This is a genomic window from Pantoea sp. OXWO6B1 (assembly GCF_001641135.1).
Lineage (GTDB): Bacteria > Pseudomonadota > Gammaproteobacteria > Enterobacterales > Enterobacteriaceae > Pantoea > Pantoea allii.
The window spans coordinates 571,085-591,974 of sequence record NZ_LWLR01000001.1; the positions used below are offsets into that span (position 1 = coordinate 571,085).

At 51.8% G+C, this 20,890-nt stretch carries 13 protein-coding genes, 1 tRNA gene and 3 rRNA genes; 5 read left to right on the plus strand and 12 right to left on the minus strand.

Annotated features, from left to right (window positions below; all coding sequences use genetic code 11):
• Positions 1–7: 7 nt before the first annotated feature.
• Positions 8–1,417 (plus strand): nitrogen regulation protein NR(I), encoded by a 1,410-nt coding sequence (glnG, locus tag A6A26_RS05025; protein WP_014332989.1) that lies wholly within the window; start codon positions 8–10, stop codon positions 1,415–1,417.
• Between the two features lie 39 nt (positions 1,418–1,456).
• On the opposite strand, the gene hemN is transcribed toward glnG, so the two are convergent.
• Positions 1,457–2,830, minus strand: coding sequence for an oxygen-independent coproporphyrinogen III oxidase (gene hemN, locus A6A26_RS05030; protein WP_063877744.1), 1,374 nt, complete (start codon positions 2,828–2,830; stop codon positions 1,457–1,459).
• A 234-nt stretch (positions 2,831–3,064) separates the two neighbouring features.
• Complete coding sequence (yihI, locus tag A6A26_RS05035; RefSeq protein ID WP_063877745.1) at positions 3,065–3,586, minus strand: Der GTPase-activating protein YihI; 522 nt, start codon at positions 3,584–3,586, stop codon at positions 3,065–3,067.
• Between the two features lie 551 nt (positions 3,587–4,137).
• Between yihI and yihA the strand changes: the two genes are divergently transcribed.
• Positions 4,138–4,773, plus strand: a complete 636-nt coding sequence (yihA, locus tag A6A26_RS05040) for a ribosome biogenesis GTP-binding protein YihA/YsxC (protein ID WP_063881063.1) — start codon at positions 4,138–4,140, stop codon at positions 4,771–4,773.
• 398 nt (positions 4,774–5,171) lie between these two features.
• Here yihA and polA read toward each other — a convergent pair whose 3' ends face one another.
• The 4 genes from polA to A6A26_RS05060 form a co-directional block, all read right to left on the minus strand.
• Positions 5,172–7,958 carry a DNA polymerase I gene (polA, locus tag A6A26_RS05045; RefSeq protein ID WP_063877746.1) on the minus strand — a complete coding sequence of 929 codons (2,787 nt, stop codon included), beginning with the start codon at positions 7,956–7,958 and terminating at the stop codon, positions 5,172–5,174.
• A gap of 380 nt (positions 7,959–8,338) precedes the next feature.
• Positions 8,339–8,968 carry a thiol:disulfide interchange protein DsbA gene (gene dsbA, locus A6A26_RS05050; RefSeq protein ID WP_063877747.1) on the minus strand — a complete coding sequence of 210 codons (630 nt, stop codon included), beginning with the start codon at positions 8,966–8,968 and terminating at the stop codon, positions 8,339–8,341.
• A gap of 25 nt (positions 8,969–8,993) precedes the next feature.
• Complete coding sequence (locus A6A26_RS05055; RefSeq protein ID WP_063877748.1) at positions 8,994–9,980, minus strand: serine/threonine protein kinase; 987 nt, start codon at positions 9,978–9,980, stop codon at positions 8,994–8,996.
• Positions 9,981–10,025: 45 nt separating this feature from the next.
• The gene (locus A6A26_RS05060; protein WP_063877749.1) at positions 10,026–10,301 is read right to left on the minus strand and encodes a YihD family protein; all 276 of its coding nucleotides are present in this window, start codon (positions 10,299–10,301) and stop codon (positions 10,026–10,028) included.
• 54 nt (positions 10,302–10,355) lie between these two features.
• Here A6A26_RS05060 and mobA point away from each other — a divergent pair, with 54 nt between their 5' ends.
• Together mobA and mobB are read left to right on the plus strand one after the other, a co-directional pair.
• Positions 10,356–10,928, plus strand: a complete 573-nt coding sequence (gene mobA, locus A6A26_RS05065) for a molybdenum cofactor guanylyltransferase MobA (protein WP_063877750.1) — start codon at positions 10,356–10,358, stop codon at positions 10,926–10,928.
• Positions 10,928–11,440: a molybdopterin-guanine dinucleotide biosynthesis protein MobB gene (gene mobB, locus A6A26_RS05070; RefSeq protein ID WP_063877751.1), complete on the plus strand. Its 513-nt coding sequence runs from the start codon at positions 10,928–10,930 to the stop codon at positions 11,438–11,440. The genes mobA and mobB overlap by 1 nt, the downstream gene beginning before the upstream one ends.
• Positions 11,441–11,735: 295 nt before the next feature.
• Here the strand turns inward: mobB and rrf are convergent.
• The 4 genes from rrf to A6A26_RS05090 form a co-directional block, all read right to left on the minus strand.
• Positions 11,736–11,851, minus strand: a 5S ribosomal RNA gene (gene rrf, locus A6A26_RS05075).
• A gap of 208 nt (positions 11,852–12,059) precedes the next feature.
• Positions 12,060–14,966, minus strand: a 23S ribosomal RNA gene (locus A6A26_RS05080).
• Between the two features lie 351 nt (positions 14,967–15,317).
• Positions 15,318–15,392: transfer RNA gene (locus A6A26_RS05085), tRNA-Glu, on the minus strand.
• A gap of 90 nt (positions 15,393–15,482) precedes the next feature.
• Positions 15,483–17,022 (minus strand): 16S ribosomal RNA (locus A6A26_RS05090).
• Together the 16S, 23S and 5S rRNA genes with 1 tRNA gene alongside form the textbook arrangement of a ribosomal RNA operon.
• A gap of 534 nt (positions 17,023–17,556) precedes the next feature.
• Here A6A26_RS05090 and mdtD point away from each other — a divergent pair.
• The gene (gene mdtD, locus A6A26_RS05095; protein WP_063877752.1) at positions 17,557–18,957 is read left to right on the plus strand and encodes a multidrug transporter subunit MdtD; all 1,401 of its coding nucleotides are present in this window, start codon (positions 17,557–17,559) and stop codon (positions 18,955–18,957) included.
• Here mdtD and rbsR read toward each other — a convergent pair.
• Both rbsR and rbsK read right to left on the minus strand, forming a co-directional pair.
• Positions 18,954–19,937: a ribose operon transcriptional repressor RbsR gene (gene rbsR, locus A6A26_RS05100; protein ID WP_063877753.1), complete on the minus strand. Its 984-nt coding sequence runs from the start codon at positions 19,935–19,937 to the stop codon at positions 18,954–18,956. The two genes, mdtD and rbsR, sit on opposite strands and share 4 nt — an antisense overlap.
• Positions 19,938–19,950: 13 nt before the next feature.
• Positions 19,951–20,880: a ribokinase gene (gene rbsK / locus A6A26_RS05105; protein WP_063877754.1), complete on the minus strand. Its 930-nt coding sequence runs from the start codon at positions 20,878–20,880 to the stop codon at positions 19,951–19,953.
• Between the last annotated feature and the right edge of the window lie 10 nt (positions 20,881–20,890).

Sequence of the window (20,890 nt, forward strand, 5' to 3'; positions counted from 1 at the left end):
GGTTTCTATGCAACGAGGGATAGTCTGGATCGTCGATGACGATAGCTCCATCCGCTGGGTGCTTGAACGCGCGCTCACTGGAGCCGGTTTGAGCTGTGCGACCTTTGACAGCGCGAATGACGTGCTGAACGCATTAGCGACGAAAACCCCGGACGTTTTATTATCAGACATTCGTATGCCAGGTATGGATGGTCTGACGCTGCTAAAACAGATTAAACAGCGTCATCCTATGCTTCCGGTCATCATTATGACGGCGCACTCCGATCTGGATGCCGCGGTCAGTGCCTATCAGCAAGGGGCATTTGATTATCTGCCGAAGCCGTTCGATATCGACGAAGCTGTCGCGCTGGTTGAGCGCGCCATCAGTCACTATCAGGAACAGCAGCAGCCACGCAATCAACCCGTCAGCGGCCCAACGACCGATATTATCGGTGAAGCACCCGCCATGCAGGACGTGTTTCGTATCATTGGCCGTCTTTCCCGCTCGTCGATCAGCGTTCTGATCAACGGTGAATCCGGGACGGGTAAAGAACTGGTTGCACATGCGCTGCATCGCCACAGCCCTCGTAGTAAGGCTCCTTTTATTGCCTTAAACATGGCTGCGATTCCAAAGGATTTGATTGAATCTGAACTGTTTGGCCATGAAAAAGGGGCGTTTACCGGTGCCAATCAAATCCGCCAGGGCCGTTTTGAACAGGCAGATGGCGGCACGCTGTTTTTAGATGAAATCGGCGATATGCCGCTGGATGTTCAGACTCGCCTGCTTCGCGTCCTGGCTGATGGACAATTTTATCGTGTTGGCGGCTATGCGCCGGTCAAAGTTGACGTACGTATCATTGCCGCAACGCACCAGAACCTTGAACTGCGGGTGCAGGAAGGCAAGTTCCGTGAGGATTTGTTCCACCGCCTGAACGTTATTCGCGTGCATCTCCCGCCTTTGCGTGAGCGCCGTGAAGATATTCCCCGTCTGGCCCGTTATTTCCTCCAGGTGGCGGCACGGGAGCTTGGCGTTGAAGCCAAGATCCTGCACGCGGAAACCGAAACCGCGCTAACGCGTCTGCACTGGTCGGGTAACGTGCGTCAGTTGGAGAACACCTGCCGTTGGTTAACCGTTATGGCGGCGGGGCAGGAAGTGCTGATCCAGGATTTACCGCCTGAACTGTTTGAATCCAGCACACCAGAAAGCCCGACGCAGTCGTTGCCTGACAACTGGGCGACACTGCTGGCGCAGTGGGCGGATCGCGCGCTGCGTTCCGGTCATCAAAATCTGCTGTCTGAAGCTCAGCCGGAGATGGAGCGCACATTACTGACCACTGCGCTACGTCATACCCAAGGGCACAAGCAGGAAGCAGCACGTTTGCTCGGCTGGGGAAGAAATACCCTGACGCGTAAGCTTAAAGAACTGGGCATGGAATAAGAAACCAACCCGCCGGGACAGCCTGTGCTGTTCCGGCTTTTATATCACGCGTGAAAACGGCTGTTGCCGCGCTTTTTGTCGTAAACAGGCATCGAAGCACATACAAATATTACGAATCAGTAACCGTCCGATCCCCGTCACTCTCAGACCGGTTGCGTCCTGCTCCACCAGCCCATCAGCCACCAGCGGTTTTAACAGCGCCAGGTCTTGCGCAAAATACGTTTCAAAGTGAAGGTTCCACTGGGCTTCCACCGCGCTGAAGTCGAGCGAGAAGTTGCAGATCAGCGCTTTGATCACATCACGACGTAAGCAGTCATCATCACGTAGCGTTAAACCCCGCCACAACCCATGACCCTGTTTTTCGACCTGGCTGTACCAGTCGTTAAGGCCTTTCTGGTTTTGTGCATAGCTGTCGCCAATCATGCTAATGGCAGATACGCCGAGACCCAGTAAGTCGCTGTCGCCCTGGGTGGTATAACCCTGAAAGTTACGGTGCAGTTTCCCCTCGCGCTGTGCCACTGCCAGCTCGTCCTGGGGTTTCGCAAAGTGATCCATGCCGATGAACTGATAGCCATGCTGAGTCAGCGTTGCGATAGTTTGTTGCAGGATGTCCAGCTTCTGCTGTGGCGACGGCAGCTCATCGTCTTTAATTTTACGCTGTGCGGCGAACAGTGCGGGCAGATGGGCGTAATTGAAGACGCTGAGACGATCGGGATCGAGTGCGATAACGCGCTGCAAGGTATAAGCAAAACTTTCGGGCGTTTGCAGCGGCAGCCCGTAAATCAGATCAATGCTGGTTGAACGAAATCCCTGCTCGCGTGCCCGCGCCATTAAGGCAAAAATAACCGCTTCATCCTGAACCCGATTAACCCGCTCCTGCACCGCTTTATTAAAATCCTGTACGCCCATGCTCAGGCGATTGAAACCGCACGCACGCAGATGATCGATCACATCCAGTTCAATTTCACGCGGATCGACCTCAATCGACATCTCCGCGTCATCGACAAAGGTAAAGTGCTGTTTCAGCAGCGCCACCAGCCGGCTGATCTGCTGTTTATTGAGAAACGTGGGCGTCCCGCCGCCCCAGTGCAACTGGCTGACCTGACGACCACGAAACAACGGTGCGCGAGCAACGATCTCCTGCTCAAGCGCATCCAGATAACGGTCGGCTTTGTGCAGTTGACGCGTGACAATCTTATTGCAGCCACAGAAATAGCACAGGCGATGACAGAACGGGATGTGGATATACAGCGATAACGAACGTTGTGGATAGCGCTCGGTCGCACGTCTGAAGTCATCGGCGGTAAAGTTATCGCTGAACGCTAAGGCGGTGGGATAAGACGTGTAGCGCGGCCCGGCATAGTTATACTTTTCAATTAACGCCGGGTCCCACTCAAGCTGCATTGCTGACATGCTTACTCCTTCCGTTTACGTCGCCGTTGTAAAGGTCGCGATACAGAAGGAAAGAGAGGAGAGCGGGCGGGAACCCGACGTAAACGCTGCTTCAGACGCGACAGTCGTTGTAGTTTAAACATTAACCACAGCAGATAACATGTCATCAACAACCATAAAATTGATCCAGGCCAAAACATTGTCGTTTACCTGTTAAGCGGGGCATGCGGATTAACGCATGCCGATCAAAAATGCTTAATTACCTTTAAGCAGGCGGTACATATCTTCTTCCGCCTCCTTGTCCTCTTCTTCGTCCATCTCAATGCCAAGCTGTTCCATCAGTTCGTCAATGCGATCCAGGGTGACGTCGAGCCAGCCCTGATCATCAGATGACAGCGTCTCACCTTTTTCAAGACGATCCAGCAGCGCATCAAGGCGCTCACTGTTCTCAAGCTGCGCCAGCTCTTCTTCAGGCGTAAGCGCGGCTTTTTTCTCTGCGGCCGGTTTAGCCGCGACTTTTTTCACTTTCGCCGGTGTGGCGTTTTCGCCAGCAATCAATGCCACCGGCTTTTTGCTGCCAATGCGTGGATCTTTCGCGGCGTCACTTTGTTTGCTGGTGTTGCTCTGAGTTTGCGGGTTAGCACGGCTGCCAGACGCATGACCGCGATGCTTTTTGTCGCGTTTACGATCGCGCGCTTCATGATTGATATCGTCACGCGATTTGCGTTTAGCTTTGGCGACAGGCTTACCTTTCGCAGCGCTTGCAGGTTGCTTCATAATATTGGGTCCCGGTGTTTTTTATTCAGTATAGAATTGCGGCGAAATCTAGCAGAAACCAGACAAAGAAAAAAGGCGACAGCTCAAGCTGTCGCCTTATTTCATACCTTCGGCAGAAGGAATCATGTTTCAAATCCGTTTCGGCTCACAACATCCCGGTTAATCCTGCGCCTGCTCAACTCTTGAGCCTGTCCTTTTCCTTTTCCGGTCCGACATCCCTGACCATTTCCACTCCAGCCGCTCTTCGTCATCCCGACGTTCCTGAGCGCATCATCCTGATGAGTACGTCCTGCACTGCTGAATAATGTAGACCATCTGGTAAAACCCTCAAGTAACACTTGCGGGGTATTTGAGCGTAAAAACCTATACTTAAGTATAATGCCCTGAATTTTAATCATTTATTTTTTTAATTATTTAATTAAAAAGAGACATAACTGGCAAGATTTATGGCAAATGTCTCACAACCTTGCCTGACCAATGGTATTGAGCACTTTCACGCCATAACGCGTATAATCAGCGCCATTGCCCTAATGCGTTCCTGGAGTATCACCTTGTCTGAACTGAATTACCATGTCACCCGCTTCATTCTTAGTGCACCGGACATCCGCCATTTGCCTTCTGATACCGGCATCGAAGTGGCGTTTGCTGGCCGTTCAAACGCGGGTAAATCCAGCGCCTTAAATACGTTGACCAATCAAAAAGGCCTGGCGCGAACCAGTAAAACGCCCGGTCGTACGCAGTTGATTAACCTGTTTGAAGTCACAGAAGGTAAACGCCTCGTCGACTTACCGGGTTATGGCTATGCCGAAGTGCCAGAAGAGATGAAACTTAAATGGCAGCGGGCGCTAGGTGAGTACCTGCAAAAACGGCAGGCGCTCAAAGGCCTGGTTATACTGATGGATATTCGCCATCCGCTTAAAGATCTGGATCAGCAAATGATTCAATGGGCGGTAGAGAGCGGCATCCCTGTTTTACTGCTGCTGACTAAAGCTGACAAGCTTGCTTCCGGCGCACGTAAAGCCCAGCTCAATGTGGTGAAAGAAGCCTCAATGGCGTTTATGGGTGATGTGCAGGTAGAGATTTTCTCATCGCTGAAAAAAATTGGCGTTGATAAAGTGCGTCAAAAGCTGGATAGCTGGTTTAGTGAGCTTGAGCATGCTGTAGAAGATCAGGACACTGAGGCATAAGCGAAGCGATGTGCTACGTATTTTTAGCGTTTTTCCAATAAAAAACGCCCCAGTCACAGAATGACTGGGGCGGCTAAATTCAGCCAAATCCGATTACGTGAAGTAAAAGGTCTGAAAGATAGAACATCTTACCTCTGTACCCTACGCCTCGAACTTTACCTGATTTTTTGTGAGCGACAAAGGGTTTTTTGTTGCTCCCTTTCATTTTTAATCACTTTTTTTACCGCACTCGTCACAAAAACGAGAGTGGGATGTAGTTAAATTACAAAAAAAGTGCTTAGGCCATAATAAGTTACTGCACCGTTTTGCGGCTTCAGCGAGGGCCGACGCCTGTTCCCTGCCTGCCCACGGGACATCGCATAACCGGTGGCGCGTTAACGCCACCGGTTATGGCCGTATCAGTGCGCTTGTTCCCAATTATCTCCGACACCGATTTCGACCAGTAAGGGCACATCTAACGCCATACTGCCTTCCATAAGCGTGCGAATCTGCTTGCTGGCCTCATCAACGGCATCGGCTTTAATTTCAAACACCAGTTCATCGTGTACTTGCATGATCATCCTTACCGCATCATCGTTCTGCTTCTGCAGCCAGCTATCAACCGCAATCATGGCGCGTTTGATGATATCTGCAGCCGTCCCCTGCATCGGCGCATTAATCGCCGCACGTTCAGCCGCCTTACGACGAATGGCATTACTGGACTTGATGTCAGGCAACCACAGACGACGTCCATCCAGCGTTTCAACATAACCGTTACTGGCCGCGAGCTGGCGCGTGTTTTCCATATAACGCAGCACGCCGGGATAGCGTTCAAAGTACAAATCCATATACTTTTTCGCTTCGCCTGCGCCAATGTTTAGCTGGCGAGATAACCCAAATGCACTCATGCCATAGATGAGACCAAAGTTGATGGCCTTGGCACTACGGCGTTGTTCGCCCGTAACCTTACTGAGCGGCACGCCAAAGACTTCTGAGGCGGTGGCGCGGTGGATATCCTCACCCTGGGAAAAAGCATCCAGCAGGCCTTTATCCTGCGACAGGTGCGCCATGATGCGCAGTTCAATCTGCGAATAGTCCGCCGCGACAATGCGGTTACCCTTGTCTGCGATGAAGGCCTGACGGATGCGGCGTCCTTCATCGTTGCGCACCGGGATGTTTTGCAGATTAGGATCGGTTGAAGAAAGGCGTCCGGTTGCCGTCACCGCCTGATGATAAGACGTGTGCACGCGCCCGCTAACGGGATTTATCATCAGCGGCAGCTTGTCGGTGTAAGTTGACTTCAGTTTCGAGAGTCCACGGTGCTCCAGAATCACTTTCGGCAGGGGATAGTCCAGAGCCAGCTCTGCCAACACTTCTTCACTGGTAGAGGGCGCGCCACCCGGTGTTTTTTTCGTGGGCTTAATTCCCTGCTTTTCAAACAGAATGACCTGCAGCTGTTTCGTCGAAGAAAGATTGAAGGGCTCACCCGCCAGCTCATGTGCTTTAAGCTCAAGCTCAGCCAGACGCGATGTCAGCTCTTTCGAGTGCTGCGCCAGGATAGCCTGATCGATCAACACGCCATTACGTTCTATACGTGAAATCACTTTAAGCAGCGGCATTTCAATCTGTTCAAAAACCTTTTTAGGTCCGGCTTCTTTTTCAAGCTCTGGCCACATCTTCAGATGCAGCTGTAAGGTCACATCGGCGTCTTCTGCTGCGTAGTGCGCGGCCTGCTCAAGGGCTATCTGATTAAAGGTAAGCTGATTTTTACCTTTACCGGCGATCTCTTGAAAGGTGACGGTTTTATGATTCAGCCAGCGCGCAGAGAGGCTGTCCATATCATGCTTGCCTACCACGCTATTCAGGATGTAGGACTCCAGCATGGTGTCGTATTTGATACCGGCAAGTTCTATATCGTAGTTTTTCAGGACGCCACGATCGTATTTGAGATTTTGGCCGACTTTGCTGGCGTTAGGATCTTCCAGCAGCGGCTTGAGTTGCGCCAGTACGGCATCGCGGTCGAGCTGCTCCGGCGCATCCAGGTAATCATGTGCCACAGGCAGATATGCCGCATCACCCGGCGCTACCGCAAAGCTGAGACCGATAATGTTGGCCGTTAACGTGTCCAGGCCATCGGTTTCCAGATCAAAGGCAAAGACCTCGCTGTTTTTCAGCTTTTCAACCCAGGTGTCTAAGGTTTGCTGATCCAGAATGGTGACATAGCCGTCAGTTGATAACAGGCTGGTCGCTTCAACGATCGCCGCCGGCTCATCAGCCAGGGCCTGCTGGGATTGTCGGTTGCTCTTATTACCCTGCAACCATTTTCCTTCTTGCAGGTCAGTCAACCAGCGCTTGAATTCGAAACGGCTAAACAGCGCCTGCAGTGCTTTGACATCAGGTTCACTGACCGTGAGCGCTTCGCACGGCTGCTCAAGCTCAACGTCAGTTTTGATGGTGGCAAGCTGATACGAGAGAAAAGCAACATCGCGATTCTGCTCCAGCTTAGCGGCCATGGTTTTTGCACCACGGAATGAGAGATCGGCGACTTTATCAAGATTATCGTAAATCGACTGCATCCCACCTAACCCCTGCAGCAGCGCCTGGGCCGTTTTTTCACCCACGCCCGGCACGCCAGGAATGTTATCTGAACTGTCCCCCATCATCGCCAGAAAATCGATGATTAAAGCGGGCGGCACACCATACTTTTGTTCCACTTCTTCCGGCCCAAGAATGGTGTTGGTCATCGTATTAATCAGGGTAATCGCCGGCGTGACCAGTTGCGCCATATCCTTATCGCCTGTACTGATCAGGACAGAATAGCCTTTTTTCTCCGCCTCTAACGCCAGCGTGCCAATCACATCATCCGCTTCGACACCGCTTACGGCTAACAACGGCAATCCCATCGCGCGCACCATTTCATGCAGCGGTTCTATTTGTGACCGCAAATCATCGGGCATCGGTGGGCGGTGGGATTTGTAATGTTCAAACAGCTCATCCCTGAAAGTTTTGCCTTTAGCGTCAAAGACCACAGCAACATGTGTAGGGCTGTATTGTGCCAACAGGCTTTTCAGCATGTTCAGCACACCATACATAGCACCAGTAGGCTCACCTGCAGTGTTGGTTAGCGGCGGGAAAGCGTGGTACGCGCGATAAAGATAGGATGAGCCATCAACCAAAATCAGGGGGTTTTCTGCTATTTGCGCCATATGTCTGTGTATTCTTCATTGCCATGGATTGGTCTATAAGGATGCCACACCTTGGCGAAAAGGGTTAATCAAGACAAACCGAGATCGGCGTTTTTCGTGCTTCTGTAATCGGGATCGCAACGATCTTTCTGTGGATAACTTTGTGCGTAAAAATTATATCAATAGTTTATTTATAGTATAAAAAAGATTGAGGCTAAATTTAATCACATAAAAACAATGAGTTAATTTAAATCCGTGATGCGATCGTGATTTTTAATGGCATGTTTGCTTGTGTGGATAGAAAAACTGTGCTTCCTCAACCTGCCAGCGATGTGCGTAGTGATTACAAATGAAAACGCCAGCGTATGCTGGCGTTATGCAGGGTATTCAGCGTAAAACGCTTATTTTTTCTCAACCAGGAACTTAACCACGTTGGCATAATCCGCCACAAAGTTCGCCATCGAGCTGGTATCCAGACCACCGTTATTAACCATGTATTTACCGTTAATAAAGATCGCTGGCACACCGCGCAGATCAACATCAGAGGCCGCTTTTTGCTGCTGGGCCACCAACGCTTTTACCGCAAAGCTGTTCCAGGCCGCATCGTATTGCTCAGAGGAGATGCCCGCTGCTTTAATGAATACCTCTTTCAGGCTGGCTGCGTCAGTAATCGTCTGGGTTTTCTGGATGCCATCAAAAATAGGTGACGTGACTTTATCTTCTACGCCCAGCGCCATAGCCACTGCCCACGCATGCGTAACAACCGGACCTAAGTCGCCACCAAGGAAATCGACATGGTATTTAACCATCTTGGTATCAGCTGGCAGATTTTTTTTCACTGCATCACTGACATGGTAGATTTGCTCGAACTGGTAGCAGTGCGGACAGAAAAAAGAGAAAAACTCCATGACCTGCGGCTCACCTGCTATAGGCTTAGGCAGGCTAACGTACTGTTTACCTTCAGAAAACTGTGCAGCAGATGCGCTAAACGCCAGCACCAAACCAATCAGTGCAAAAAATATTTTCTTCATTGGGGAAAACTCTCCTGACTTTTCATTAAAATTGCGGGGCCAGCTGCAACGGCGGTTCCCGTAACACCTTTTCCTGCTCGATAAACTGCAAAATTTGCCTGCGCCAGAAATCCTCATCCGTCATCCAGGGGAAGGCGCGCGGAAAAGCAGGATCCTGCCAACGGCGAACCACCCAGGCCAGATAATAAATCATGCGCATGGCACGTAAAGGCTCAATCAGTGACAATTCATTAATATCGAAGTCGCTGAATTCACTGTAGGCGTCCAGTAAAATATCCCACTGAATACGCTGTTCCTGTCTATCGCCACTGATTAACATCCACAAGTCCTGAATGGCCGGACCATTGCGGGCATCATCAAGATCGACAAACAGCGGACCATCACGCCACAGAATATTACCCGGATGGCAATCACCATGTAATCGTAGTGGCTGCCAGTCACTGTGCCAGCTTTTGCGCAACGTCACGCCGAGTTTATCGACGGCTTCGAGCAGTGCATTGCGAAGTGAGGCTGGCACGAGCCTGGTTTTTGCCAGTTCCTCCCGCGGCTGATCCAGATATTCTTCAAGCCCTATCGATGGACGTTGCTGAAACAGGCTTTTGCGGCCAGTTTGATGAATACGTCCCAGGAAACGGCCTACCCATTCCATCTGATCTTCGTTGTCAGTTTCATACTGCCGTCCACCCAGGCTGGGAAAGACTGCATAGTAAAAGCCAGCATGACGTTGCAGCGTATCGCCCTGCAAAACTAACGGCGCGGCAATCGGCACCTCATCGTCCAGCAAATCCTGGGAAAACCGATGCTCTTCGGTGATCTGTTCTGCACTCCAGCGCTGAGGGCGATAAAACTTGGCAACGTAGCGACGTTTTTCATCGTCGCTAAACTGATAAACACGATTTTCATAGCTGTTCAGGGCGGTTAAACCAGAATCCACCCGAATACCCGTTTCCCAAAGCGCATCCAACAGGACATCAGGATTGAGCGTCTGGAAGTTAAAGGCGGCATCACTCATGGTTATCCCTGTGCTTATCTTTACGGTTAATCGCCAAGGATAACACTACTCGTCATTTTTGATGACACCACGTGCTCGTAGCAGGGCTGTTTTAAAATCAACTTCATAATCTTTTTTCAGGCCTGGAATCTGATCGTCGCTGGCTGAATCACGCATTTTTAGATGATAAATCAATACGTCATCGCTTAATTCACTTAATGGGCCAATGAAACCGGACTCTTGTGCCAGTTTTTGTAAAAATGCCAACAGGTTAAGATCGGGTTCTTTTTCCCACGCCGGTAGCAGGAGTTCAAGCAATTCAGTCAGCCGATGCGTTTTCATGACGATTCCTTAATGCAGGGTGCGTTATATCCAGAATGAAGCAAGGAGACAAAAATGACAGCATTCACCGGTGTAATCCTTGCTGGCGGACAAGGTAGCCGTATGGGTGGGCAGGATAAAGGGTTACTCATCATGCGGGGTGAACCACTTTATCAGCACGTTTTGCAGCGGTTGAGGCCACAGGTAGACATTGTGTTAATAAGTGCTAACCGTAACATTGATCGTTATCAGCTAAGTGGTTGTCAGGTCGTAACAGATTCGATTAAAGACTACCCTGGACCGCTGGCAGGTATGCTGAGTGGTTTGCGGAGCAGTCCCACAGAATGGGTGGTATTTTGTGCCTGTGATACACCCAATATCCCTGGCGATCTTGTCGCACGTTTATGGCAGCAGCGTAACAACGCTCTTGTCGTGTGGGTCAAATCGTCACAGCGAGATCATCCCACCCTGGCGTTAATGAATAAGGCGATCGCCGACGATCTTGAAGCCTGGTTGATGCGCGGTGAGCGTCGACTGATGCAATTTATGCGTGAGCATGGTGGGCATTCGGTGTCGTTTAGCGACCCGGAGTCGGCTTTTAGCAACATCAATACGCCTGACGACTTTGTGGAGCAGGAGAAATCATAATGTGTGTTCCGTTGTTGGCCATTGTCGCCTGGAGTGGGACCGGTAAAACCACACTTCTTGAGCAGGTTATACCCTTGTTAAGGGCGCAGGAGATACGTGCAGGATTGATTAAGCATACCCACCATGACATGGACGTAGATACGCCAGGCAAAGACAGTTATCGACTGCGCCAGGCCGGAGCCGATCAGGTTATTGTCGCCAGCGACCGTCGTTGGGCGCTGATGTGTGAAACGCCTGAGCAGCCTGTGAGTTTAATGGCGTTAGCACGGCAAATGGACAGCAGACAACTGGATGTGGTGTTGGTAGAAGGGTTTAAAGGTGAACCAATACCAAAGATTGTGCTTTGGCGATCGGGCGTGAAAGGTGAGCTTGCAGCACTACTGGATGAGAACGTCGTGGCTGTCGCCACTGACGACATGACACTAAAGCTGGACGTGCCTGCCATGAATATCAACCAGCCAGAAGCAGTGGCCGCGTTTATCATGACATGGCTGGGTAAAAAGAAGCATTAAGGACAGAGAGGTAGGGAGTGAGAGCGTCTGTGAGCAAGTTTTACCCAGATCAGCGGCGTTCTCTGCAGGGCTTTTTCATCTTCGGACGGAGAAAGTGACGTAAATTCCGTTATGACGGACACGCCATCCGGCTTTCTCACGCGCCGTTTCATCCCGGCCCGGCGGTTTTAATGACGCGGACGGCGCTCGCGCAGTCCCGGCCGCGCAGCATAACCGGCCTGACGCCCCGCTTTCCGCAGGTTACGGACGTAAAAAAGCCCTGAACTTTCGTTCAGGGCTTCTTCACTTGTTTGATGCCTGGCAGTTCCCTACTCTCGCATGGGGAGACCCCACACTACCATCGGCGCTACGGCGTTTCACTTCTGAGTTCGGCATGGGGTCAGGTGGGACCACCGCGCTACAGCCGCCAGGCAAATTCTTTGTGCACGAAACGACTCTTTTACGCCATGAACGCGTTGCATTCGCTCTGCCGCAACGGTCACATACTTCAGTATGCTCCCGCTGACGTCATCGCTCTGCGCCTTCTCATGCCGCAAAATCTGTCGTTTCCGCAAATTCTTTTCCGGTAAACAATGCTGAAAATTTAATCGTCTCTCAACCAAAACGCCTCTGGCGTTGTAAGGTTAAGCCTCACGGGTCATTAGTACCGGTAAGCTCAACGCATCGCTGCGCTTACACACCCGGCCTATCAACGTCGTCGTCTTCAACGTCCCTTCAGGACCCTTAAAGGGTCAGGGAGAACTCATCTCGGGGCAAGTTTCGTGCTTAGATGCTTTCAGCACTTATCTTTTCCGCACTTAGCTACCGGGCAGTGCCACTGGCGTGACAACCCGGACACCAGCGGTGCGTTCACTCCGGTCCTCTCGTACTAGGAGCAACCCCCCTCAATTCTCCAGCGCCCACGGCAGATAGGGACCGAACTGTCTCACGACGTTCTAAACCCAGCTCGCGTACCACTTTAAACGGCGAACAGCCGTACCCTTGGGACCTACTTCAGCCCCAGGATGTGATGAGCCGACATCGAGGTGCCAAACACCGCCGTCGATATGAACTCTTGGGCGGTATCAGCCTGTTATCCCCGGAGTACCTTTTATCCGTTGAGCGATGGCCCTTCCATTCAGAACCACCGGATCACTATGACCTGCTTTCGCACCTGCTCGAGCCGTCACTCTCGCAGTCAAGCTGGCTTATGCCATTGCACTAACCTCCTGATGTCCGACCAGGATTAGCCAACCTTCGTGCTCCTCCGTTACTCTTTAGGAGGAGACCGCCCCAGTCAAACTACCCACCAGACACTGTCCGCAGCCCGGATCACGGGCCTACGTTAGAACATCAAACATTAAAGGGTGGTATTTCAAGGTTGGCTCCACGCAGACTGGCGTCCACGCTTCAAAGCCTCCCACCTATCCTACACATCAAGGCTCAGTGTTCAGTGTCAAGCTGTAGTAAAGGTTCACGGGGTCTTTCCGTCTTGCCGCGGGTACACTGCATCTTCACAGCGATTTCAATTTCACTGAGTCTCGGGTGGAGACAGCCTGGCCATCATTACGCCATTCGTGCAGGTCGGAACTTACCCGACAAGGAATTTCGCTACCTTAGGACCGTTATAGTTACGGCCGCCGTTTACCGGGGCTTCGATCAAGAGCTTCAGCTTGCGCTTAACCCCATCAATTAACCTTCCGGCACCGGGCAGGCGTCACACCGTATACGTCCACTTTCGTGTTTGCACAGTGCTGTGTTTTTAATAAACAGTTGCAGCCAGCTGGTATCTTCGACTGGCTTCGGCTCGGGGAGCAGGTCCCTTCACCTACGCGCCAGCGTGCCTTCTCCCGAAGTTACGGCACCATTTTGCCTAGTTCCTTCACCCGAGTTCTCTCAAGCGCCTTGGTATTCTCTACCTGACCACCTGTGTCGGTTTGGGGTACGATTTTGTGTTACCTGATGCTTAGAGGCTTTTCCTGGAAGCAGGGCATTTATCACTTCAGCACCGTAGTGCCTCGTCGTCACGCCTCAGTGTAAAGTGAACCGGATTTGCCTGGAACACACACCTACACGCTTAAACCGGGACAACCGTCGCCCGGCTGATATAGCCTTCTCCGTCCCCCCTTCGCAGTAACACCAAGTACAGGAATATTAACCTGTTTCCCATCGACTACGCCTTTCGGCCTCGCCTTAGGGGTCGACTCACCCTGCTCCGATTAACGTTGAACAGGAACCCTTGGTCTTCCGGCGACAAGGTTTTTCACCTTGTTTATCGTTACTTATGTCAGCATTCGCACTTCTGATACCTCCAGCATGCCTCACAGCACACCTTCAACGGCTTACAGAACGCTCCCCTACCCAACAACACATAGTGTCGCTGCCGCAGCTTCGGTGCATGGTTTAGCCCCGTTACATCTTCCGCGCAGGCCGACTCGACCAGTGAGCTATTACGCTTTCTTTAAATGATGGCTGCTTCTAAGCCAACATCCTGGCTGTCTGTGCCTTCCCACATCGTTTCCCACTTAACCATGACTTTGGGACCTTAGCTGGCGGTCTGGGTTGTTTCCCTCTTCACGACGGACGTTAGCACCCGCCGTGTGTCTCCCGTGATAACATTCTCCGGTATTCGCAGTTTGCATCGGGTTGGTAAGCCGGGATGGCCCCCTAGCCGAAACAGTGCTCTACCCCCGGAGATGAGTTCACGAGGCGCTACCTAAATAGCTTTCGGGGAGAACCAGCTATCTCCCGGTTTGATTGGCCTTTCACCCCCAGCCACAGGTCATCCGCTAATTTTTCAACATTAGTCGGTTCGGTCCTCCAGTTAGTGTTACCCAACCTTCAACCTGCCCATGGCTAGATCACCGGGTTTCGGGTCTATACCCTGCAACTTAACGCCCAGTTAAGACTCGGTTTCCCTGCGGCTCCCCTATACGGTTAACCTTGCTACAGAATATAAGTCGCTGACCCATTATACAAAAGGTACGCAGTCACCCCCATAAAGAAGGCTCCCACTGCTTGTACGTACACGGTTTCAGGTTCTGTTTCACTCCCCTCGCCGGGGTTCTTTTCGCCTTTCCCTCACGGTACTGGTTCACTATCGGTCAGTCAGGAGTATTTAGCCTTGGAGGATGGTCCCCCCATATTCAGACAGGATACCACGTGTCCCGCCTTACTCATCGAACTCACAGCCTGTGCACCTTTGTGTACGGGAGTATCACCCTGTACCCTGCGACTTTCCAGACGCTTCCACTGATGCACAAGCTGATGATGGTTCTGGGCTCCTCCCCGTTCGCTCGCCGCTACTGGGGGAATCTCGGTTGATTTCTTTTCCTCGGGGTACTTAGATGTTTCAGTTCCCCCGGTTCGCCTCATGCAGCTATGTATTCACTGCATGATAGTGTGACGAGTCACACTGGGTTTCCCCATTCGGGTATCGCCGGTTATTGCGGTTCATATCACCTTACCGGCGCTTATCGCAGATTAGCACGCCCTTCATCGCCTCTGACTGCCAGGGCATCCACCGTGTACGCTTAGTCGCTTAACCTCACAACCCACAGGCGTTTATCTGTAATACCGTAACGGCTGCGCGTAAAGAATGCGTCGTTGCGCGGTGCTCGCCATGCTCACGTACTTCAGTACGCTCCGCTGGCTGTGCGCCGACGCGCCTTGCTTTCTTCACTGCTCGCGCGCTACTGCATAACAGTTAGCTTGTAAGCTGTAAGCTTTTGAGAGACTCGAACGCGTTGTGCTGTGTTCCTTATTACGGAGGAACACGACAATGCGTCGTTTCAAATTTTCAGCTTGTTCCGGATTGTTAAAGAGCAAAATCTTAAACACGACTCGTAAGTCATCTTTAAGATATGTGGGCAACACCTTTCACCTGTCACCAAGCAAGTGGCGTCCCCTAGGGGATTCGAACCCCTGTTGCCGCCGTGAAAGGGCGGAGTCCTAACCGCTAGACGAAGGGGACACGGACGTGTCTCGACTTCGCAGCCGTCTTGCTTCTTTATCTTTCTATCAGACAATCTGTGTGAGCACTTCGCGGGAAGGTATCTTCAGGTAAGGAGGTGATCCAACCGCAGGTTCCCCTACGGTTACCTTGTTACGACTTCACCCCAGTCATGAATCACAAAGTGGTAAGCGCCCTCCCGGAGGTTAAGCTACCTACTTCTTTTGCAACCCACTCCCATGGTGTGACGGGCGGTGTGTACAAGGCCCGGGAACGTATTCACCGTGGCATTCTGATCCACGATTACTAGCGATTCCGACTTCACGGAGTCGAGTTGCAGACTCCGATCCGGACTACGACGCACTTTGTGAGGTCCGCTTGCTCTCGCGAGGTCGCTTCTCTTTGTATGCGCCATTGTAGCACGTGTGTAGCCCTACTCGTAAGGGCCATGATGACTTGACGTCATCCCCACCTTCCTCCGGTTTATCACCGGCAGTCTCCTTTGAGTTCCCGACCGAATCGCTGGCAACAAAGGATAAGGGTTGCGCTCGTTGCGGGACTTAACCCAACATTTCACAACACGAGCTGACGACAGCCATGCAGCACCTGTCTCACGGTTCCCGAAGGCACTAAGGCATCTCTGCCGAATTCCGTGGATGTCAAGAGTAGGTAAGGTTCTTCGCGTTGCATCGAATTAAACCACATGCTCCACCGCTTGTGCGGGCCCCCGTCAATTCATTTGAGTTTTAACCTTGCGGCCGTACTCCCCAGGCGGTCGACTTAACGCGTTAGCTCCGGAAGCCACTCCTCAAGGGAACAACCTCCAAGTCGACATCGTTTACGGCGTGGACTACCAGGGTATCTAATCCTGTTTGCTCCCCACGCTTTCGCACCTGAGCGTCAGTCTTCGTCCAGGGGGCCGCCTTCGCCACCGGTATTCCTCCAGATCTCTACGCATTTCACCGCTACACCTGGAATTCTACCCCCCTCTACGAGACTCAAGCCTGCCAGTTTCAAATGCAGTTCCCAGGTTAAGCCCGGGGATTTCACATCTGACTTAACAGACCGCCTGCGTGCGCTTTACGCCCAGTAATTCCGATTAACGCTTGCACCCTCCGTATTACCGCGGCTGCTGGCACGGAGTTAGCCGGTGCTTCTTCTGCGGGTAACGTCAATCACTGCGGTTATTAACCACAATGCCTTCCTCCCCGCTGAAAGTACTTTACAACCCGAAGGCCTTCTTCATACACGCGGCATGGCTGCATCAGGCTTGCGCCCATTGTGCAATATTCCCCACTGCTGCCTCCCGTAGGAGTCTGGACCGTGTCTCAGTTCCAGTGTGGCTGGTCATCCTCTCAGACCAGCTAGGGATCGTCGCCTAGGTGGGCCGTTACCCCGCCTACTAGCTAATCCCATCTGGGTTCATCCGATAGTGAGAGGCCCGAAGGTCCCCCTCTTTGGTCTTGCGACGTTATGCGGTATTAGCCACCGTTTCCAGTGGTTATCCCCCTCTATCGGGCAGATCCCCAGACATTACTCACCCGTCCGCCACTCGTCACCCGAGAGCAAGCTCTCTGTGCTACCGTCCGACTTGCATGTGTTAGGCCTGCCGCCAGCGTTCAATCTGAGCCATGATCAAACTCTTCAATTTAAGTTTGATTTGCTGAAACCAGTTCAGCGGTGCTCATCTGTAAAACGTCATAATGAATTTCATTATGTGTTCACTCGTGAGACTTGATATTTTTTACGTCCGGAGACGCTGATATCAATCCTGCGAGTGCCCACACAGATTGTCTGATAAATTGTTAAAGAGCAGTGCGAACAGCGGGTTAACCGTCTGTCGCGAGGTGGCGTATATTACGCTTTCCTCCTTCAGAGTCAACCTCTTTTTCAGAAGTTTTTCTCCGGCGGCTCAGTTTCCTGAACCTCTCAACACCGCATTCCGTAAGCCGTTGTGCCGTGTCAGTGGAGGCGCATTATAGGGAATTCTCTCTGAGTGACAAGCATTAATTACAAAAAAATGACTGAGCGGTTTATTTTTAAACGAACGTGCTAAAAACCAACACTTCCTGCCTAAAGAACGCACGGAAATCACCACACAGTCATGAAAAGAGGCGTATTGTGCATTTCTGCCAATGCTATTCTTCTTCATTATCTTTGCTGAAAACATTACGAAGGACGCTCAATGATCACATCCGCGCGCAGTATGGCCGGTCTGCCATGGATTGCCGCTATGGCATTCTTTATGCAATCACTGGATGCCACCATATTGAATACCGCTCTGCCCGCGATCGCCACCAGCCTTGAGCGTTCCCCCCTTGCCATGCAGTCCGCCGTGATCAGCTATACCTTAACTGTTGCCATGCTTATCCCGGTTAGCGGTTGGCTTGCAGATCGTTATGGCACACGCAAAATCTTCATGATTGCCGTCTCTCTCTTTACGCTGGGGTCGTTAGCCTGCGCCTTATCGCCCTCTTTATCGGTTCTGGTCACTTCACGCATCATTCAGGGAGTCGGTGGCGCAATGATGATGCCGGTGGCCCGCCTGGCACTCCTGCGTGCTTATCCGCGCAGTGAACTCCTGCCCATCCTTAACTTTGTGACGATGCCAGGTTTAGTGGGGCCAATCCTTGGGCCTCTGCTGGGCGGTGTTATGGTGACGTATGCCACCTGGCACTGGATATTCCTGATTAACATCCCTATTGGCATACTTGGCATATTCTATGCGCGAAAATATATGCCTGACTTCACCACGCCAAAACGCCGCTTCGACTTTCTGGGCTTTCTACTGTTCGGAATTGGATTGGTGATGCTCTCTACAGGTATCGAGCTATTTGGTGAGCGCATTGTCTCGCCCTGGATTGCGGCAGCGGTACTGTGCGGCGGTATTGTGTTATTGCTTCTCTATATAGTACATGCCCGGCGCCATCCTTCTCCCCTGATCAATCTGCCCATGTTTAAGACCCGCACCTTCTCGGTAGGTATCATTGGCAATATCGCTTCACGACTGGGTACAGGCTGTGTTCCATTTTTAATGCCGCTGATGCTTCAGGTGGGATTCGGTTATTCAGCGATTCTGGCAGGATGCATGATGGCACCAACGGCCGTTGGCTCTATTCTCGCGAAACAGAGCGTGACGCAGCTGCTGCGCTGGTTTGGTTATCGCCGCTTGCTGGTGAGCATTACGGTAATCATCGGGTTTATGATCGCCAGCTTCTCCCTGCAGTCGCCTTCTGAAAGCATCGCGTTATTGTTGATACCGCTCTTTCTGCTGGGCATGGCGATGTCCACCCAGTTTACAGCGATGAACACGATTACTCTGGCCGATTTAGATGACGACAACGCCAGCGGTGGAAATAGCGTCTTAGCCGTAACGCAACAACTGGCTATTAGTTTTGGCGTCGCGGTCAGTGCTGCCGTACTGCGTTTTTATCAGGAATTTGATGGCACGACGGTAGAACAGTTCCATTCTACCTTCCTGACGATGGGCATTGTTACCGTGCTGTCGGCGCTGACATTTATGATGCTGCGCAACGGTGACGGACGTAACCTGATTAGCAATCGGGACAAAAAGAAGAAAGCTTAAACCGAGCCTCGCGGTACTAACTCCGGCGTCAGCACCAGCGTTTGCTGACTGACGTCGGGATTGCTCAGACGATGAATCAGCGTATCTATCGCCAGTTCGCCCAGCTCGTCTTTGGGTTGATGGATGGTACTGAGCGGGGGTGACATATAGCGCGCCAGTTCAATGTCGTCATATCCCATTACCGCCATATCTCGTGGAATCTGCAATCCGGCCTGATGCAACGCGTGATAAACCCCGACCGCCATCGCGTCATTGCTGGTAAAAACGGCATGTGGGGGCCTGTCCAGCGCCAGCAATTCAAACATTGCGTTGTAGCCGCCTGAAAACTCAAAGTCGCCACTCACAACATATTCGGGCGGAACATCCAGACCGTTTTTCTGCATCGCCTGGTAATACCCTTCCAGTCGCATACGCGCCGGCGTTTTATCAAGCGGCCCTGAAATACAGGCGATACGTGAATAGCCACTATCAATAAGATGCTGTGTTGCCAGTTCACCGCCCAGAAGCGCATTGTCCTGAATAATATCGCCCCGGCCTTCAAAAGGTGCCCAGTCCATCATCACCATTGGGATAGAAGGATAACGATTAAGGATTTCAGCCGAGGGTAGATGGCTTTCAGTGCACATGATAAGTAAACCATCCACGCGTTTTTGCAGCAGCGTTTCCAGACTGCGGTTCATGCGTGCTTCATCGCCTGCGGTATTACACAGAATCAGGCTGTATCCACGCTCATAGCAACTGTCTTCTACGCCGCGCACGACTTCAGCATAAAAAGGGTTACTACTGGCGGTCAGTAACATACCAATGGTATTGGTTTGGTTAAGCTTAAGGCTACGTGCTAATGCCGACGGCGCATAATTGAGATCGCGGATCGCCTGTTCGATTTTTTCACGCACGCCATCACTGACAAAACGGTTCTTATTGATAACGTGTGAAACCGTTGAAGTTGACACTCCCGCCAGTCTGGCAACATCTTTCATCGTAGCCAAGCGCTTAACCCTGCTGCTGTAAAAAGTCGTCGATCTCCGCACGCCAGGGTACAGAAGGCTGGGCGCCAGAACGGGTTACCGCAATTGCCGCTGCGGCGTGGGCAAAGCGAACGGCATCATGCATGGCCTTACCTTCAAGACGAGCTGTGATAAATGCCCCGTTAAACGTATCGCCAGCCGCAATGGTGTCGACCGCGTTAACGTCAAAACCCGCAATGCGCTGCCCTTTACCATTTTCACTCAACCAGACGCCGCGGCGGCCAAGAGTGATCAAGACGGTCGCAATACCTTTGTCATGCAATGCGGCGGCGGCACGTGCGGCATCGTCATCATTATTAACCGCGATGCCGGTGAGAATTTCTGCTTCAGTTTCATTCGGCGTAATGATGTCGATAAGCGCTAACAAACTATCGGACAGTTTTGTCGCCGGGGCGGGATTTAAAATTACGCGGGTCTGATGCTGTCTGGCTAAGGTCGCCGCAGCTAAAACACTGTCCAGTGGCGACTCAAGCTGCATCAGCAAGGCATCGGCCTGCGCAATCACCTGCTGGTGACGTTCGACATACTGCGGCGTTAACGCCGCGTTAGCACCGGAATAGATGCCAATATTATTCTCACCTTCGCCGTTGACGAAAATCATCGCGACACCGGTAGATTCACCTTCGACCGCTTCTACTGGATGGGTATCAATATTGTCCTGCGCTAACTGCTGGCAGATGCGTTCACCAATGTCATCGGCACCGACACAGGCTATAAAGGCAATATCGGCCCCCGCACGGCCCGCGGCGACAGCCTGATTTGCGCCTTTACCGCCAAACGCAATCTGATATTTCTGCCCGATCACCGTTTCGCCGGGGCGGGGAAAGTGAGCCAGATTAAGGATATGGTCAGCATTGATGCTACCGAGAACGGCAAGTTTTGCGTTTTTGCTCATTGGGAGAGTC

What these genes read in the sequence shown, in the direction of transcription:
- glnG (WP_014332989.1), top strand. Translation starts at nt 8, where the DNA reads ATGCAACGAGGGATAGTCTGGATCGTCGATGACGATAGCTCCATCCGC.
- hemN (WP_063877744.1), bottom strand. Translation starts at nt 2,830, where the DNA reads ATGTCAGCAATGCAGCTTGAGTGGGACCCGGCGTTAATTGAAAAGTAT.
- yihI (WP_063877745.1), bottom strand. Translation starts at nt 3,586, where the DNA reads ATGAAGCAACCTGCAAGCGCTGCGAAAGGTAAGCCTGTCGCCAAAGCT.
- polA (WP_063877746.1), bottom strand. Translation starts at nt 7,958, where the DNA reads ATGGCGCAAATAGCAGAAAACCCCCTGATTTTGGTTGATGGCTCATCC.
- dsbA (WP_063877747.1), bottom strand. Translation starts at nt 8,968, where the DNA reads ATGAAGAAAATATTTTTTGCACTGATTGGTTTGGTGCTGGCGTTTAGC.
- A6A26_RS05055 (WP_063877748.1), bottom strand. Translation starts at nt 9,980, where the DNA reads ATGAGTGATGCCGCCTTTAACTTCCAGACGCTCAATCCTGATGTCCTG.
- A6A26_RS05060 (WP_063877749.1), bottom strand. Translation starts at nt 10,301, where the DNA reads ATGAAAACGCATCGGCTGACTGAATTGCTTGAACTCCTGCTACCGGCG.
- mobA (WP_063877750.1), top strand. Translation starts at nt 10,356, where the DNA reads ATGACAGCATTCACCGGTGTAATCCTTGCTGGCGGACAAGGTAGCCGT.
- mobB (WP_063877751.1), top strand. Translation starts at nt 10,928, where the DNA reads ATGTGTGTTCCGTTGTTGGCCATTGTCGCCTGGAGTGGGACCGGTAAA.
- mdtD (WP_063877752.1), top strand. Translation starts at nt 17,557, where the DNA reads ATGATCACATCCGCGCGCAGTATGGCCGGTCTGCCATGGATTGCCGCT.
- rbsR (WP_063877753.1), bottom strand. Translation starts at nt 19,937, where the DNA reads ATGAAAGATGTTGCCAGACTGGCGGGAGTGTCAACTTCAACGGTTTCA.
- rbsK (WP_063877754.1), bottom strand. Translation starts at nt 20,880, where the DNA reads ATGAGCAAAAACGCAAAACTTGCCGTTCTCGGTAGCATCAATGCTGAC.